The sequence below is a fragment of the Roseovarius aestuarii genome (genome assembly GCF_019966515.1).
In the GTDB taxonomy this organism is placed as follows: Bacteria; Pseudomonadota; Alphaproteobacteria; order Rhodobacterales; family Rhodobacteraceae; genus Roseovarius; species Roseovarius aestuarii.
Map to the genome: position 1 here is coordinate 1 of NZ_JAIMIB010000004.1, position 16705 is coordinate 16705.

At 57.0% G+C, this 16705-nt stretch carries 18 protein-coding genes; 4 read left to right on the forward strand and 14 right to left on the reverse strand.

Features of this window, described 5'->3' with window-relative positions; genetic code table 11:
• Window positions 1-241: 241 nt before the first annotated feature.
• The 8 genes from LC334_RS06975 to LC334_RS07010 form a co-directional block, all read right to left on the reverse strand.
• Complete coding sequence (locus LC334_RS06975; RefSeq protein ID WP_085800045.1) at window positions 242-577, reverse strand: hypothetical protein; 336 nt, start codon at window positions 575-577, stop codon at window positions 242-244.
• A 166-nt stretch (window positions 578-743) separates the two neighbouring features.
• Window positions 744-1241 (reverse strand): L,D-transpeptidase family protein, encoded by a 498-nt coding sequence (locus LC334_RS06980; protein WP_085800071.1) that lies wholly within the window; start codon window positions 1239-1241, stop codon window positions 744-746.
• Window positions 1242-1323: 82 nt separating this feature from the next.
• Window positions 1324-2001, reverse strand: a complete 678-nt coding sequence (locus LC334_RS06985) for a DUF1028 domain-containing protein (protein WP_085800044.1) — start codon at window positions 1999-2001, stop codon at window positions 1324-1326.
• The gene (locus LC334_RS06990; protein ID WP_085800043.1) at window positions 1998-3155 is read right to left on the reverse strand and encodes an aromatic ring-hydroxylating oxygenase subunit alpha; all 1158 of its coding nucleotides are present in this window, start codon (window positions 3153-3155) and stop codon (window positions 1998-2000) included. Before LC334_RS06990 ends, LC334_RS06985 begins: the two co-directional genes overlap by 4 nt.
• 11 nt (window positions 3156-3166) lie before the next feature.
• Window positions 3167-3580 (reverse strand): RidA family protein, encoded by a 414-nt coding sequence (locus LC334_RS06995; protein ID WP_085800042.1) that lies wholly within the window; start codon window positions 3578-3580, stop codon window positions 3167-3169.
• A gap of 10 nt (window positions 3581-3590) precedes the next feature.
• Window positions 3591-4733: an aromatic ring-hydroxylating oxygenase subunit alpha gene (locus tag LC334_RS07000; RefSeq protein WP_085800070.1), complete on the reverse strand. Its 1143-nt coding sequence runs from the start codon at window positions 4731-4733 to the stop codon at window positions 3591-3593.
• Between the two features lie 80 nt (window positions 4734-4813).
• Window positions 4814-6274 (reverse strand): 4-hydroxyphenylacetate 3-hydroxylase family protein, encoded by a 1461-nt coding sequence (locus LC334_RS07005; protein ID WP_085800041.1) that lies wholly within the window; start codon window positions 6272-6274, stop codon window positions 4814-4816.
• 18 nt (window positions 6275-6292) lie between these two features.
• The gene (locus LC334_RS07010; protein ID WP_176237668.1) at window positions 6293-6811 is read right to left on the reverse strand and encodes a flavin reductase family protein; all 519 of its coding nucleotides are present in this window, start codon (window positions 6809-6811) and stop codon (window positions 6293-6295) included.
• A gap of 91 nt (window positions 6812-6902) precedes the next feature.
• Between LC334_RS07010 and LC334_RS07015 the strand changes: the two genes are divergently transcribed.
• On the forward strand, window positions 6903-7802 hold the full coding sequence (locus LC334_RS07015; protein WP_085800039.1) for a LysR family transcriptional regulator: 900 nt from the start codon (window positions 6903-6905) through the stop codon (window positions 7800-7802).
• Here the strand turns inward: LC334_RS07015 and hslV are convergent, their stop codons facing one another.
• The 4 genes from hslV to LC334_RS23020 form a co-directional block, all read right to left on the reverse strand.
• The gene (hslV, locus tag LC334_RS07020) at window positions 7803-8351 is read right to left on the reverse strand and encodes an ATP-dependent protease subunit HslV (RefSeq protein ID WP_085800038.1); all 549 of its coding nucleotides are present in this window, start codon (window positions 8349-8351) and stop codon (window positions 7803-7805) included.
• Between the two features lie 61 nt (window positions 8352-8412).
• On the reverse strand, window positions 8413-9561 hold the full coding sequence (locus tag LC334_RS07025; protein WP_085800037.1) for an amidohydrolase: 1149 nt from the start codon (window positions 9559-9561) through the stop codon (window positions 8413-8415).
• A 1118-nt stretch (window positions 9562-10679) separates the two neighbouring features.
• Window positions 10680-10820, reverse strand: a complete 141-nt coding sequence (locus LC334_RS07030) for a hypothetical protein (RefSeq protein WP_223412907.1) — start codon at window positions 10818-10820, stop codon at window positions 10680-10682.
• A gap of 166 nt (window positions 10821-10986) precedes the next feature.
• The gene (locus LC334_RS23020; protein ID WP_263286379.1) at window positions 10987-12378 is read right to left on the reverse strand and encodes an ExeA family protein; all 1392 of its coding nucleotides are present in this window, start codon (window positions 12376-12378) and stop codon (window positions 10987-10989) included.
• Between the two features lie 315 nt (window positions 12379-12693).
• On the opposite strand from LC334_RS23020, the gene LC334_RS07045 reads away from it, so the two are divergent.
• Window positions 12694-13386, forward strand: a complete 693-nt coding sequence (locus LC334_RS07045) for a sugar transferase (RefSeq protein WP_085800035.1) — start codon at window positions 12694-12696, stop codon at window positions 13384-13386.
• A gap of 243 nt (window positions 13387-13629) precedes the next feature.
• Complete coding sequence (locus LC334_RS07050; RefSeq protein ID WP_085800034.1) at window positions 13630-13839, forward strand: hypothetical protein; 210 nt, start codon at window positions 13630-13632, stop codon at window positions 13837-13839.
• Window positions 13840-13869: 30 nt separating this feature from the next.
• Here the strand turns inward: LC334_RS07050 and LC334_RS07055 are convergent, their stop codons facing one another.
• On the reverse strand, window positions 13870-15252 hold the full coding sequence (locus LC334_RS07055; RefSeq protein ID WP_085800033.1) for an efflux transporter outer membrane subunit: 1383 nt from the start codon (window positions 15250-15252) through the stop codon (window positions 13870-13872).
• 328 nt (window positions 15253-15580) lie between these two features.
• Here LC334_RS07055 and LC334_RS07060 point away from each other — a divergent pair, with 328 nt between their 5' ends.
• Window positions 15581-16300: a metallophosphoesterase gene (locus LC334_RS07060; protein WP_139836350.1), complete on the forward strand. Its 720-nt coding sequence runs from the start codon at window positions 15581-15583 to the stop codon at window positions 16298-16300.
• A gap of 60 nt (window positions 16301-16360) precedes the next feature.
• Here the strand turns inward: LC334_RS07060 and trxA are convergent, their stop codons facing one another.
• A complete protein-coding gene (gene trxA / locus LC334_RS07065) occupies window positions 16361-16681 on the reverse strand; it encodes a thioredoxin (RefSeq protein WP_085800032.1) in 321 nt (106 codons plus the stop codon).
• Window positions 16682-16705 lie beyond the last annotated feature (24 nt).

Consider the following 16705-nt stretch of genomic DNA (forward strand, 5'->3'; position numbering starts at 1 on the left):
CCCAAAAAACAGGCGCCCCCAAAGCAGCTTAAAACACACCCAAAATTAACAAACATAAAACCCAAAATACCAAAATACCTCACATTCTTTATACCTTTTAGCGGCTGCTGGAGCTATCGGACTATGAACGGCTGCTTGCTAACAGGTACCAACAGTTTTTTGCATCTGTTAAGAATCACAGGAACAGGATCTCACTGGCGGCAAGAACGTATCCGGTTGCGATCGCATCAAATGTAAGTCGTCAAATCCCGCAGGGCATACTGCATGGCGCTTGTCCAATCCCTGCATGCATGGGTGGCTCAAACGTCATCGGCGCGCTCTCGGTACTGCCATCTTCTGTTGCGAACGTGCCTAGTCCCGACATGATAACATCGCGTTCGCAATCGGATAGTTCCAGTGCGATCTGGGTTTCAATTTCAGGAAACAGTTCATCGAAGCTTTCGGCGAAAATGCTGATCGGCCGAGATGACAATGCCTCGTCACTCAGTTGAAACTGCGCTCCACCCTGGGCGTCCGTTGCCGAACGACCAAGAATGAAATAAAGGCCACACACCTCAAAATTTACCATGTTTTTCATTACGCCATCATCCCGGACAACCAGCGCATAAGACTATCCGAAAGGCAGGTTACAAAGGGCTTTAGGACATCAAACAATATTAAAAGGATTTTCCGAATATTTTAGGTTCCCAAAGATCAACCGGGCGGAAACCGGCAAACGCTCTGCTCATGGGAAACTGCAGCTTCTATGCCCTGATAATCAGACGGTTGCCGGGTGTCAGATAGCCAGCGATCCGGCGCAGGTGATCTCTCCGGAACGCCACGCACCCTTCTGTCGGATATCCCGGTCTGCGCCATTGGTGGATAAAGATGCACGACCCGCGCCCCTTTTCAGGATGCGGCCAGTTCCAGTCGGTTACCAGAACAAGATCGTATAGCGGATCAGTCCGGCGAAGCACCTCATGACTGTGCCGGTAAGGCGCACGTACCATCAGGTTATAAGAATCGTCACCGACATCATCCGACCACAGATCGCCGAGCCGGATCGGCAGTGCCCACGGTGCGGGCCGCGACATGCGATCCGCACGATAGAGCATCGCCACGATGCGATGCGTCCCAACCGGCGTACCACCGTCACCTTCGCGCTTGTCCATGCGCAGCCCGCCCCGCCCGATCGCGCAGGGGTAGCGTTGCCCTCTGAATCGCAGGCCGGTCGGGGTCAGGACAAGATCATTCGGTGTCATCGATCGCAGATTGCACCAGCCGTGCCGCATAAGAAAGCGCGATTCACGACGTCGTAGATCCTGGCAGACGTCGGGGCCGTATCTACGGATCGCCCGCCACACCGTAGCTCGGGGCCACTGACGGGTCGATCGCCCGGTTCAGGTAATCCTGCATCTGCGGCTCGTAGGCCTGCCAAAGCGATCGCAGCTTCCGAATCGGGCAATCATCTTCCCAATCCACCCGCAGATCGACCAGATAGAATGGCATCTTATCCGCCACGATCAGAGCCGCAGAATGTACAGGACCTTCTTCGCCACCAGCCGCCAGACCGCCTTCCAGACCGCTGAGCAGCCGTTCGGCCAGATGCGCCGAAGGATCGGCCATGAACCCGTCACTGATCCCCTTGGCCACGGCGGTTGAGGACAAAAGGTTGCCCGCGGCGACACAATCGATATCCTCGCTGATCGCATTGGTGCCAAGGATATGCGCGCCGGTGAAATGCGCTGTCGTGCCTTTGGCGTCCACCGCCGTCAGCTGGCGGTAGTCGATATTGTCACGCCCGGATGTCACCACCGCGATGGCCTCGGTCGCGCTTTGACCACCTTCCATCGCATCAAGCACCAACGTCGCCAGATGCGGATCGGTGATGTTCTGCGTCGCCACAGCCCCTACTCCGGCACGGGCATGCGGGCACCGCGAACCCACAGAGATCGATGAGGTGGTGATTGCCACCCCGAACTGACCGGTACGGACGCAGCGCCCGGCGATGGAAAATGTCATGTCGTACCTCCCATCCCGTCACCCATTCGGCGCGACAGGTATTTCTGAAAGTCGTGGATTTCGCGCTCCAGCCAGCTCAACGGGCCGGGCGTGGCCTGTGCCGAGCGTGACCCCGCATAGATACCTTCGACAACCTGCCGATCCTCGGTGTTTACATGCTCGAAGAACTTCGTCAGCTCTTCGATCCAGGCACTGCGCTCGTCGGCAAAGCCCAGCATCGTGTCGACCTCGGGCGCAATCGCTACGCCAAAACGCACGTCGACCTGACCGACGCCACGGGGGCGCAGGCTGAGGTACCACAGGTGATCGGGTGCCAGCACATACATATGGGTCGGAAATACCGTTGGCAGCACGGAAATATTGCGCCAATCCCCTTCCAGCCGGGTGTTGTCGGGATGCGCCTTGCCGTAGGTGGCATCACCGCGTTTCATGAAGGTTTGATAGGTGAAGGCGTCATAGACCTCATCAGGAAATACGGTCTTTTCCACCGGAAACCATGCCCCGACGGTCGCCTTGTGGGCCACGGGCAGGTGATAGCCTTCCATGAAGTTTTCGGTCAGAAGCTTCCAGTTGGTATTCCAGACATGCTCCTCGTGCAGCACGGGCACGTAGTTTGCCATCGCGTAACGCGAGACAACGTCGTTGAGCGGGGCGAGCGCCTCGGCCACAGGGGTCGCGTCGGGGTTCAGCGTGACATAGATCCAGCCATTCCAGATTTCCGTGCGGATCTGCGGCAGGCAGATCTCTTTCTTGTTAAACCCTTCAGAGCGTTCCATATGGCCCGCGCCCACCAGCCTGCCAGACAGATCATAAGTCCAGGCGTGATAGGGACAAATGACACGGCTGGTACAGCCCGTTCCTTCCAGCAGCTGCATCATCCGGTGACGGCAGACATTCGAGAACGTCTTGATTTCACCGGATTTGTCGCGGATGCAGAAGATCGGATCACCAGCGATGGTGAAAGTCAGGTAATCGCCCGGGTCGGGAATTTCTGCAGCTAGGCCGGGGCACACCCAGTCACGCCGGAAAATGGCGTCTTCTTCCTGCGCGGCGATATCTTCGTTCCAGTAAAGCGCGGGTTCGGCGCTGCGGGCCCGTTCCAGCGGGCCATTGGCGGTATCCGCGAGCTGCGCCAGTAAATCGGCTGCGTTCATGGTCGTGCCTTTCAGTCGGGGATGACAGCCGTCACCTCAATTTCAACCACCCATTCCGGGCGCGCCAAAGCAGGCACAACAAGCCCGGTCGAACAGGGGTGCACCCCTTTCAGCCATTTGCCCATCTCCTGATAGACCGCCTCGCGGTAGCGGATATCGGTCAGGTAAACGACGATGCGGCAGACGGCCTCCATCGTGGTGCCGGCCTCTTCCAGCAGCATCTGGATGTTTTCCATGGTCTTGGCCGTCTGTTTCGCAGCATCGCCCGTGTGCAGGCTTTCGCGGGTATCCAGATCCTGGGCAACCTGACCGCGCAGGAACACCATCGTGCCCCGCGCGACGACGCCCTGGCTGAGATCGTTATCCAGCTTCTGCTCGGGGTAGGTTTCCTTGGTGTTGAAGGGACGAATGCGTTTGTGCATCATGTTAATGGTCCTAGTCTGCCGGGTTGATCCGGTCGTTGAGATAACAGGCGAAATCGTAATTGGGCCGTTCCAGATGGCTCAGGTGCCCCGGGGCGGCGACATCGGAACAAAGACCGCGATAGACCTTTTCGGTGCAGCCGCGATCTTCGACATTCACGTCATCGAGCAGTTTCTTGACCGCCTCGAAATGGCTCTGGGCCTGCGCGTCATTGACGAAGTCGGGCGACATGCCGCCGCCGAAACGGATATCGACCTGCCCTACCCCGTGCGGGTGCAGGCTGAGATACCAGAAATAGCCGGGCGTCAGCGTGATCAGCATGCTGGGATAGATCGCCAGCAGGAAGGTCATGCGTCGCCGGTCACCCTTGAGCCGGGTATTCGACGGATGCGCGTTGGCCAGGGTGAAATGCGGTTCCTTGTAGATCCAGTGGTAGTTGAACGCAGGTTCCCCCGGCGGACAGACCATTTCCTCAAGCTTGCTGAGCCCGCCGATGGTGCCCGCATGACAGACCGGCAGGTGATAGCTTTCCATGAAATTCTCGGCCAGCACCTTCCAGTTGGTGTCCCAGCGATGGGTCTCGAAAAACGTCTGGGTGTAATTCTCCATCCCGAAATCATCGATCAGATCGCGCACGCCGGAAAGCTGCTCGGCCACCGGCGGCGCGGCGGGGTTGAGCGTGACCATGACCCAGCCCAGCCATTCCTCGCACCGCACCTGCGGCAGCGCGTAGGCATCCTTGCAGAAGCTTTCATTCAGCGTCATCGCGGGTGCGCCGCGCAGGCGGCCATCAAGGTTGTAGGTCCAGGCGTGATAGGGGCAGACGATGCTGCGCGTGTTGCCCGACCCTTCCAGCAGCGTCGACATCCGGTGCAGGCAGACGTTGGATTGCGCCCGAAGCTGCCCGTCCCGGTCGCGGATCACCATGATCGGCTGGCCCGCCAGGTCCAGCGTGGTGTAGTCGCCCGGATTTGCCAGCGCATCGGCACGGGTGACGCAGAACCAGTCCTGCCGGAACACGTGATCCAGTTCGGCCTGCAGGAAATCATCGCTGGTATAGACCGATTTCGGCATGGCGCGCGCCCGCTCGAACGGCTGCGCGACGTTCTGCGACAGTTCCGCCATGGGCGAAAGCGTGGTGTCATGCTGTGTCATTCCGGCCTCCCTTGCCTTGGTCTGGTCCCGCATGCGCCCGGCCCCGGGCCCAAGGCCCCGGAGCTGTTGATCAGGGACGCCTAGTGCCGGGTGCCCTTGCCCCACACATTATCAGAAAGCCCTGCCGCTTTATGGGAAAATTCCAGCGGGCCCTGCCAATCGAAATTGCGGTAGACGGCGGCCAGCTGGGCGAAGGGTGGCGATTGCGCAAAAAGTTGGAAGGTCAGACGGTGACCCGCATAGTCCGAATTCAGCAGATCCCGCGCCAGACCCAGCAATTTGCGGCGGTCATCGGCGACCCATTCCTCGTTGATCGAATAGAACTTGTCCATCCACGGCTTGGTGTCCGGCGCGGCGAAGGTCGCGGCATCGGGGGTGACGCAGATCTGGCCGCCGCACAGCTCGCGCGCAAGGTGCATCATGTGCGGCAGGTTCGTGAGCGCATGCACCCGGCTCGACATCAGCAGCGACTGGTTGGGCATCAGAAGGCCATTGGGGCTTTTCTCGGCGGTGGCGACGGATGCGGTCAGGAAGGCGTTGATCCCCTCGCGCCAGATCGCCAGTTCGCTGAGCTTTTCCTGCACCGCCTGCTGTTTATCAAGGCCGGTCTGTTTCACATTCCAAAGTGCCGCGCCAATGATCAGATCAGCGTATGACAGCGTGCGCTGCACGAAGGGAAAGGCCGAATATCGGTGCAGCGTGGTGCGGATGAAACTTGCCGCCCGCGTGTGCTGATAAAACAGGACATCCTCCCACGGGACCAGAACATCATCGAGGATCATCAGCGTGTCAATTTCATCGACCCGGTTCGACAGCGGATAATCTGCCTCGGGCGCGCGGCCCGCGAACCCGGTGCGGCAGATGTGTTTCACGCCGGGGGCGTTCATGTGCACGATGCAGCCAAGTGCATAATCGCTCAGCTTGTCATTGCCCCAGTTGGCGATCGTTGGCTTCAGGAAGGCCTGATTTGAATAGGCAGCGGCGGTTTCATACTTGGCGCCGCGAATAACGATACCCGCATCGGTTTCACGCACCACATGCACCAGCATATCCGGGTCCTGATCCTGCGGCGCCTTTGAGCGGTCGCCCTTGGGGTCGGTATTGGCCGATACGTGGAACGGATCGTCCTTGATACATTGGTGAATGTGACGCTCGATATTGGTGGCGAAACGCGGGTCGATCTCGTTGAGGATGTCCTTGCCGTCCCAGAGCGACCACATCTCGCCAATGGTCTCGTCACCCACGCGGGTCACCACACCACCGATATCGTTCATCACCAGATCGACTGCGTCGCGCTTGTCCTGCCAGTCCTGCTGCTCGTATGGCAGCCGCAGGCCGATGGCAAAGCGCTCGCCCTGCTCCTCGTAGGTCATCGCGCCTTGGGTCTCTGGATCGTGCTGCATGTCATAGATGCGCGCACGGATGTCGATCACGGGTTTGAACTGCGGATGGTTGCAGGGATCATCGACGCGCTCACCGTTGATCCAGATCTGGCGGCCATCATTGAGAGATTCGCGGTATTCGTCTCCGGTACGGATCATGTTGGGGTTCCTCGATGGTTAAAGCGGGCGCAGCGCCTGATAGGCGCGTTTGGAAAAGGCAAGCGGGGCGGCATCACGGCTAAGAGCCTGCTGCACGCGGCCAATGAAAATGCGATGGGTGCCGGCGTCGTAGGTGGCTTCGACGGTGCAGTCGAAATTGGCGATGGCGCCGGTTAGCACCGGGGCACCAGTGGCGGCGCTGCGCCAATCGGCGCAGGTGAAATCATACGGGGTGAGACCACCGGGACGACCGGCGAAGCAATTGGCAATCTCCGACTGGTCATCACCCAGCAGGTTGACGCAAAACGCATCATTGGCCTCGATCGCGGCAATTGCCGGGCTACGGCGGTTGATACACACCAGCACCAGCGGTGGCTCCGCCGAGACGGAAGAAAACGCGCTGACCGTGACGCCAAAGCGGCCTGCGCGCCCGTCGGTGGTGACAACGGAGACCTGTGTCGCGGCACCTGCCATGGCGGCGATGAACCGGTCGGGATTTTCATGATGGGTTGGCTGCAAACGAAACGCTGCTGTCATTGTCCTGTCCTCCGCTGAAGGCAGGATAGCGGACCGCCTCAGTTTATCAAAATTCATTGTTTATAATATTGCCATAGCTTAAAGCTATAATATGCATCGCTTCACCCTGCGCCAGCTGGAATATCTCGTGACCTGTGTCGACTGCCGGTCAGTTGCGGGGGCCGCCGAACGCCTGAACGTGTCACAGCCCACCGTTTCAGTTGCGCTGACCAAGCTTGAGGAGCAGTTGGGCGTGCAATTGCTGCTGCGTCACCCATCACGCGGCGTGACCGCGACCGCAGCGGCGGAGCGGGTGCTGCAATCGGCGCGCAGCCTGCTGGCCCATGCCAGCGACCTGGAGCGTCAGGCGCTTGAGACCGGCGCGACACTTGCGGGCGATCTGCGGCTCGGCAGCTTCAGCACGCTGGCGCCATCGGTGCTGCCAGGATTGATCCAGGAGTTGAAGACGCAGCATCCGGGCATCCGGCTGCACCTGCGCGAGGGGCCACAGGACCAGATCATCGAGGCGCTGTATCACGGGCAGCTAGACATGGCGTTGCTCTACGATATTGACCTGCCCGATGACATCCGCGCGGTCCAACTGGCCGAACGCACCCCCTACGCCGCTCTGTCCGCTAGCCATCCGCTGGCCAGACAAGACAGCGTGGCGCTGGCGGACCTTGTGAACGAACCGCTTATCCTGCTCGAAGTCGCACCCAGCCATGACTATTTTCTGGGGCTGTTTCACGATCTCGGGCTGCAGCCCAGTGTGGCTCACTCCTCGCCCTCGATCGAACTTGTCCGCGGCATGGTGGGCTGCGGCCTGGGTTATTCGCTACTGGTAACACGTCCCGATGGCGATCGCACCTATGACGGGCAGCCCCTGGTCGCGTTACCAATACGCGATGCGATTCGTCCCAGCCGTATTGTGTTGGCCAGTCTGGACACGCTCAGGCCAACGCGCCTGATGACGCGGTTCGAAGAGGTGGCGGCCGAGGTCATCAAGGCCTGACTAGATCTTTTCGACCGTCAGGTTGCCGTTGGTATAAACACAAATGTCGGCGGCAATGGCCATGGCAGCACGGGCGATATCCTCAGCGGATTTGTCACCGTCCATCATGCCGCGCGCGGCGGCCAGCGCGTAGTTGCCGCCCGAGCCGATGGCGGTCACGTCATGTTCCGGCTCCAGCACGTCACCGGCGCCGGTGATCACGTATAGCTCGGACCCATCCGAGACGATCAGCATCGCCTCAAGCTTTTGCAGGTACTTGTCGGTGCGCCAGTCCTTGGCCAGTTCGACGCTGGCGCGTTGCAATTGGCCCGGCGTGGCCTCCAACTTGGCTTCAAGCCTTTCGAGCAGGGTGAAGGCATCAGCGGTGGATCCGGCAAAACCCGCGACAATATCGGTGCCGCCGGGGCTGAGCCTGCGGACCTTGCGGGCGGTGCCTTTGATCACGGTCTGGCCAAGACTGACCTGCCCGTCACCGGCGATCACGACCTCGCCACCTTTTTTCACACCAATGATGGTAGTGCCATGCCAGCCGGGAAATTCTTTGCTCATGGGGCCTCCGATATTGCTGGGCACTATATGGAAGGGGATGCCGTCGGGCGCAAGTGCAGGATCACCCCAGCATATCGCGAGCGATTTGTTCGAAAATACGCGTGCCAATGGGGATCAGGTCGTCAGGAAAGTCATAGCGCGGGTTATGCAAGGGTGGCGTGTCAGTACCTGCGCCCAGAAACAGCATTGCAGATTTCGACACGGCGCCGAAGCGGCCGAAATCCTCGGACGGACGGAAAGGCAGGCCGGTTTGATCGTGCGGAATCTGCAGGGTATCCAGCGCGGTGGCAATGATCCCGGTCGCCAGTGGATCGTTTTCGCAATGCTGGAAGATGTCGTGATAACGGTGGATGGCGGTCGGGCCATGATCTGACACGGCCTGATCAACGATCTCAAGCGCGGTGTCGCAAAGCGCCTGCATCCGGTCATCGGTCAGCGTGCGTAACGTCGCAAAAAGCGTCGCCTCACCCGGCGCGATACAGAAGGTGGGTTCGCCCATACTGGCGTGTGTAATCGTGACCAGCGTAAAGTCGGGGTCGCTGGTGTCACCCTTGCTGAGCGCGGCAAGCCTAGGCATCACCCAGCTGAGCACCGGCATGGGCGAGGTACCGGTTTCGGGTTGCGATGCATGAGCGGGCGTGCCTGTGAGAGTGAGCTCAATGCCACGCGAGGCGCAGCATACCGGACCCGATTTCAACCCAACATGACCCCGCTCAAAGCCCGGCACATTATGCAGGGAGAACGAGTAATCCGGTGCGATCCGGGCAAATTTCGGATCATCCAGAACGGCGGCGGCACCCGCGCCAGTTTCCTCTGCCGGTTGAAACAGCAAGATGACGCGACCCTGTTTTGGGCGTTGACGCGACAGGCGCCTGGCCAGACCAGCGAGGATAGTCATGTGCCCGTCATGGCCGCAAAGATGCCCGTGACCGTCGATGGTCGAGCGATGCGGTTGATCGCTGATCTCAGGTATGGGCAGCGCATCCAATTCGCAGCGGAAAAGCAATGTGAGCCCGTCCACTCCGCCATCGAAGACGGCAGCGACACCATGACCCCCCAGATCCGTGACAATCTGATCAGGTTTCAGACTGGTGATTTCAGCGCAAACGCGACGCGCGGTTTCGCATTCTGCACCCGACAACTCAGGATGGCGATGCAGCACGCGGCGAAATGCGGTCAGCTCGGCGATGTCAGAATTCGTGAGACTCATCGCAGAACCTTATTGCGCTCTTCCGGGCTTCGACAATCCATCAAAACAATCGCGGAAAAATATGACCCGGGTGATTCGCGGTAAACAGTGAGGGCTTCGCGTTATCATGAGCGGTTCCCGAGGAATTATTCACCCTTTAGGAGAATAAAAACAACCTGAAGTGGATAATCGACGAAACCCGTTAACCAGATTGCAAGAAATTTTATACAGGTCTTGAATTATGGCGAAAAATCGCCGATAAGAAGGCAGTGGTTGGGCTTGGCTTAGAATGGCGGTTCATTACGGGGCGCTCTTTGAAGTTTAAGGCCGGGTCTATGAGACCTTATTGGGGTTGGGCGTTATGATAGCCCGTGTAGTGAGTTTTCTGGGTTTTGAATACGGGGACGTCCTATAGGGGCGTCCCTTTTCATTTCGGGGATACGAAAGCGTATCAGAGGTAGAAACAGAACTCATCTTTCCGCAGAAAATCAGCAAGCTGCTTCGCATCAGATTCCCTGAGGCCAAGGGGAGCTTGTATTGCGCTTCGCCCGCCTGCCAAGCCACCATGTGTCGTCATGTGCGGCACTTCGGCTGATGCCATTGGATCTTCCTGCGGGACAACCGAGTTGCCGCGCAGTATGTGAAACAAACCCGCTCGCGTTCCCGCCAGATGTTCGGGAACGCTTTCGTTCGTGATATTTGCCGACATGCTCGACCGACTGCCCTTTCCGAGCCCCGAATTTGGCCCATGCTATGTTTGAAAAGAGCAGCGGGTGCTGACTGAAAATTACTGGGCTGACTAATCTATCGGTCATTGCTGCTTAAAATTCCGAGCAGCTTAGACAACGGAAGGAAGGCTCTGCGATAGGAACCACATCAGAACAGCACGATCGCCAAATTGTGCGGTGCCGATATGCTATTTGGCTGTTTCCCTCCGCGGAGCAAACTTCATCTTGCGTGGGTTTCCACACGCAACACTATAACTTGGCAAGCCCCATATTACCAAGCCAGATCTCCTGCCACCTGGACAATCGGCGAAAATCAACCGAGTCACCGCTCAACACACCAAAACTGCCAGATCGTACAGATGCTCTGGCCAGCTAATCTGAATTCGAATTGCAGCAGGCCGCGCGGATTACCTAGGGATTTTCGTCGGGGTCGGTGACCAACATATCCTTTTGCAGGACAAATGCGCCGAGCCTGGCGGTCTTGAACTTGCTGACGTCGTCAGCTTGCCTGTCTTCGCTCTGGCCCTGCGCCGATTTACGGGCTTTGCTCATCGCTAATCTGATCGATTCCATCTTTTCTCACTGCGTCAGCTAACTGTCGAGTGCGCAAAACGCGCGGGTCCGGTGGGCGATCACTGATTTCTTTAGACCTATTCGGTCGCGCCTGTCTACCTCGCTCTGCGGGCGCCAGCACGTTTACGCTGTCAGAACCAGCCGCCTATTCGAATGTTTCATTTGCGTCGGGTGCGGATGCACCAAAAAATGCACCATCCTCCAACACCTGCTCAACTGTAGCCAGGGTCACGGTTTTCTGACCTTTGGCAAAGGCGTAGACCATCGACAAATCGCACAGCTGATTAACCAGGCGCGGCACCCCGTGGGTATGCTGATAAATCAGTTTTCCTGCACTTTCCGTGAACAGGTTGCGGTGCGCGCCCGCTTTTTTCAGTCGGTGACCTATGTAGCTCAGCGTTGTGCGCTCATCCATCGCATTGAGATGAAAACTTGATGCCACGCGTTGCGCAAACTGACGAAGCTCGGGTTTTCTGACAATCTCGCGCAGCTCGGGCTGACCGACCAGAACAAGCTGCAGCAACTCATCCTTGTTCGCATTGATGTTGGTGAACATCCGCAATTCTTCAAGCGATTCCATGCTGAGGTTCTGGGCTTCGTCGAAAATCAGAACAACACGATTACCGACCGAATATTCTTTGATCAGGTAGGCCTGAAACTGATCGAACAAATCCACGTAGGTGGCATTGGCATCTGCGGTCTGGCCCAGCGACATCAGGACCCATCTCAACAACTCGCCTCGCGACCCGTGGGCGTTTGATATCAGTCCCACTTTCACGTCGTCATCGAGGTTCTTCAGGAAATGCTGCAGCAGGGTCGTCTTGCCCGCGCCAACATCACCGGTGATCAGGGTGATCGGCGCACCCGTCAACGTACCATATTCAAGCATGGTAAACGCACGCTGATGCGCGGGCGACCAGAACAGAAAATCCGGATCGGGTAACAGCGTAAATGGCCGCTCTTTGAGCTCAAAGTGCTTTGTGTAAATTTCAACCGAACTGTTCATGGGTTTCGTGTAACTCGTATTTGGTACACCTTCCATTAATTTGGTCAGCGGTGTAGCGGATTGGCTGCGCGGCATATAGGCTTTAGACATCTTTTTATGCAACGCCAGTGATTGTTTGCTTTGCAGTGTCGGGTTTTTCTCTGCTGTTGCCCGAACGCTCATGAAGGTCACGATATCGGGTGGAGCTTCGCCCTCGTCCCTGACCCCCTCATTGGAAACCATCGATGTGTGGGGCTTGTTGAAATGGGGGATCGCCTTTTTCGGTGAAAAGATATCCTGCGTCTTGAAAATGTTCAGGACATCGGGCGGACCTCTATGGTCGGATGTCTCTGAAAGCCTGCCATTCATGTCCAGCTCCAAATTTTTCAGAACGCCTTTCCCACACGGCTTCACCGCGACAGAGGCATAAAAATTGAATAAAATGCACTGCTTTGTCCAAAATGGGGACGGGCTGATGGCGAATTCATGTTCTCGTGGGCCGGAAAACCCGAAGCGGCGACAAGGCGACAAACGGTGATTCGAGACTCTCATTGATATTTGTTGGCTTTGGCGTGTTCGGGTGCGCGCAACGTTCGCCTGGCGCACAAAAAATATTCTTGAGGGTTAGATATGAAAAAGAATTGCCTTCTAAGGTTGTGATATGCAACTTTAAAGGGAGTATATTTGTCTTTGACAGGAATCTTCTTTGATTGCTGTCACACTAATGATAAGAAAAATATCTAATAAAAGTTTCAGCAATCTTGCTGAATATAAAAAGATTGCGTAGGGGAAGGGCAGTCGTGAGTTTCACCCGCTTGGCGGGTCTTGAGTATGAACCGTAGTTAGTGATTAAGGACGCTGTGTACGATGAGCATCCAAGACAATGAATTTGAAAACAGATTTGCATTTGCAAACAAAGTCACACCATTACCAGACTTTGGCATCATGCAGGAAGGGTACTACGGACGCGTTTTCAAACGTGTATTCGACCTGTTCCTTGTATTGATTTCCGCGCCAATCGTTATGACCGTGGTTGCGGTCCTTTCGCTGATCATCGCGCGGGACGGGCACAGCCCCTTCTACAGACAAGCGCGTATCGGCAAAAATGGCCGCATTTTCACAATGTGGAAGCTGCGCACGATGATTCACGACGCCGAAGCGCGTCTGGAAAACCATCTGGAAACCGATGAGGGCGCGCGAGAAGAGTGGCATAAGAAGCAGAAGCTGGCGAAAGACCCGCGCATCACATCCTTTGGACAATTCCTGCGCAAATCGTCGCTGGACGAGTTGCCACAGCTGCTGAACGTTCTGGTCGGTGACATGAGCATTGTCGGCCCGCGGCCGATGCTGCCCAAACAACGCGACCTCTATCCTGGCAAAGCCTATTACTCGCTGCGCCCCGGTGTGACCGGTTACTGGCAGATTACCGACCGCAACAACTCGACCTTTGCAGAGCGCGCAAAATTTGACAATCGGTACTGCGAGGACCTGAGCTTCTCAACCGACGTATCGATCATGTGGTCGACGGTTGGCGTTATTTTCCGCGGTACTGGCTGCTGATTGGCGCTAAGGATTATTAGAATACCTGGCGAGTCCTCTTCCGGCAGGCGTTTTTTCTTGAAATCGCCATCTGTCTGACTTCGCCAAGACCCGTGATACGGTGCGCCTCGCTGTCCAAATGCGACCGGATTGTGGCGCAGGGTGCCCCAAAAAAATCAACTTCATTTCCAGATAAAACCACAGTCTGTTCGCATGCTCTGAATTGTCCACCCTTGGACAACCCACGAAGCAACAGAGTGTCTGATGGCAATTGCGATTTGTATATTCAGTAGTTTACTCGGTTTTGTTGCCGTAACTGTCGAGTCGATCATCTTCGACATGACGTTCTGGCAGGGCTGCGCCACCTATTTCGGCGTGTCATTCACGGCCTGCATTCTGACTGGCGCTATTATCGCGCTGCGCGGTAACCTGCCTGAAGGCAACGGCAACCCGTGGGAACTTCAGGCAGACTGAGAACCCGAACCCATTCGCGACACTGTTTCGCTATTCCGTGACGATATCTTCAGCCGCCATCACTGCATTCCGTGTGGCGACATCAACAACCTCGTCATGTCCAATCCCAAGCGCGATCCGCAAGGCAATATAGGCGTTGGCAAGATCTCTTACATTGGCGGCCAATATCGCCCGCGCGCTCGAAACTGACCGTTCCCTGTCAATCAGATCCAGCACAGTCGTATCACCACTCTCGACCAGCAGACGCCGCGTTAGATCCAAAGAGCGCTGGTTCAACTGAACAACCTCACGCGAGGCACGAACGGCCTGATTTGCCGCCCTCAAATCTGCCAATGCGCCCTCAACCTCTTCAACCGCGACCAGAACCGTGCTGCGCCATGCGAGATATGCCTGTTGCGCGCGCGCCTCTGCTGCATCAACCGACGCGGCCAGCGATGGCTGCGAGAATATCGGAACCGTCAAACCTGCCACGATGCTCTCGTTCCATGAGCCGCGTTTCAGCGGCGCGGTGACAAGACCGCTAAGGCTCAGGCTGGGATATCGCGCTGCTTCTGCCACACCTACATCCGATACCGCCGCAGCATATTGACGTTCGGCAATGCGGATATCCGGCCGCGCCCGCAACAGATCGGCGGGCACGCCCAAGTCATCCACACCGCGCGGCACTGGTTGCTTACCCTTATATCCAAGATCAATGCCCAACTCGCCGACCGGCACGCCAAGCAGCGTTGAAATACGGTTTCTTTGCTGGATGATATCGGCGGTAATCGGTGGGATTTCCGCCTTGGTTTCCGATAGCAGTGCCTGGGCACGCAGCACGTCGAGCTTGGTCGCGGCACCGGCGTCAAATTGCTTGTTCAGGTCGCGAAGGGTACGTTGGCGCGAACGGAGGTCCTGCTGCCGTGTTTCAAGATTGCGCTGCAGGAAACGCATGTCGACATAGGCCGTACCCAGGCTGGAAAGCAGCAATCTGCGCGCTTCGCCCACGCCAATCTCAGCCGCTTCAAGACGTTCACTGGCGGCACGCGCTGCCCATTGCGTCTGACCGCCCAGCCCAAAAGAGGCTGTTGTGCTGAACTCTGTATTATTATTGGCATTGCTGTTGCCGGTCACTTCCGCCTGACCATTGCCGGACAAGACCTGCGAATCCCGACGGACGATTGCCTGCGCCTCGCGTACCCGTTCACGCGCTTCGGCCACATTCAGATTTCCCTGCAGGCCGTGATGCACCAATGCATTCAACACCGAATCGTTGAAATCCGTCCACCAGTGCAGATCGCGGGCGCTTGCCTTGGTGACCGGCGCAACAAGCGAATAACGGTCGGGTAAACTTATTTCAGGTGATTTATACATCGGGCCAACGGTACAGCCCGATAGAAATATCCCTGCCCCAATGGTTAGGACTATGCGCATGAATACTGCTCTTCTTCTGCCTCGTTCGACCCTTATTTGCGGCACTTTGAAGTGCTCATTTTGCGGGCCTTTGAACAAAACGTAGCAAAATTAATCATTTGGCGCCAGAAACTATGCAATTTGCGCAGATTCCAAAAAAAATGTTGCCAAGTTGCGTCAGTCACTACGGAGCTGCCGGTATTTGCCGAACCGGTAGTAGAGTGTGTCTGATGCCAATTCCCAACGACACGGAACAAACTGATTTTGGTATTGTGTAATTCTCGGCTCGATCTCTTATATGCCCGGTATGGCTGGCTTTTATGATCTGCTTTCTGGCTTCGGACGTTCAATGGCGGATTTCACCGCGCCGATCGCGCCGGATCGCTCTTTCGTGGTCATAGGTGATGTTCATGGATGCGATGATCTGTTGGTGCAGCTACTCGACCAACTGTCAAAGCGAGTACCGGATCTGCCGTATGTCTGCGTCGGGGACTATGTTGATCGCGGACCCGACAGCGCGGCGGTTCTGCGCAGGCTTATGACTATGACCGCGAATGACCCCGAGAGCATGATCTGTCTGAAGGGCAACCATGAAGCCATGATGCTGGACTTCATTGATATGCCGATCGAATGCGGCCCGGTGTGGTTGGCAAATGGTGGCGACAAAACGCTTGAGAGTTTCGGTATTTCGGCCCCGTCCGACCGCAGGGATGCCCCGGCATTGATCTCGGCCCGTGATGCGCTGGTTGAAAATGCCGAACCCGAACTTGTGTACTGGCTCCGCGCCCTGCCGTTGATTTGGCAAAATGGTAATGTCGCTGTCACCCACGCAGGTGGCGATCCATCCCGCCCGCTCGAACCAAGAAGAGGTCACGGGCTTTTATGGGGTCATCCGGATTTTCTGCGAAAACAGCGTGGCGACGGGCTATGGATGACCCACGGGCACTTTATTGTCCCTCAACCCGAAGTGACGGGTGGCAGAATCGCGATAGACACCGGGGCTTTTTCAACCGGTATGCTAAGTGCAGCGATCATCCGGCCCGGAAATGTCGATTTCCTGAGCACCTGAAACCGATCACACAACAGAGGGACCGCCAGATACGGCCCTTCCGCGCGTGGTTTTGTCAGATCAGATGCTTTCCGCGATCCAGCCTTGCAGGGCTGCCTTGGGCGCCGCGCCTGTCTTGTTCGACACGACCTCGCCATTCTTGAAAAGAAACAGTGCCGGGATGCCACGAACGCCCAGTTGCGAGGGGGAGCCCGGGTTTTCGTCAACATTTACCTTGACGATTTTCACCTTTCCATCCAGCTCATCCGACAGCTCTTCCAGCGCAGGGCCGATCTGTTTGCAGGGTCCACACCATTCAGCCCAGAAATCCACCACTACGGGAATGTCGGAATTCCTTACTTCGGCGTCGAAAGTATCGTCGGTAACGGCAACGGTGGCCATGGTGTGTTCTCCTGAGGATGGCAG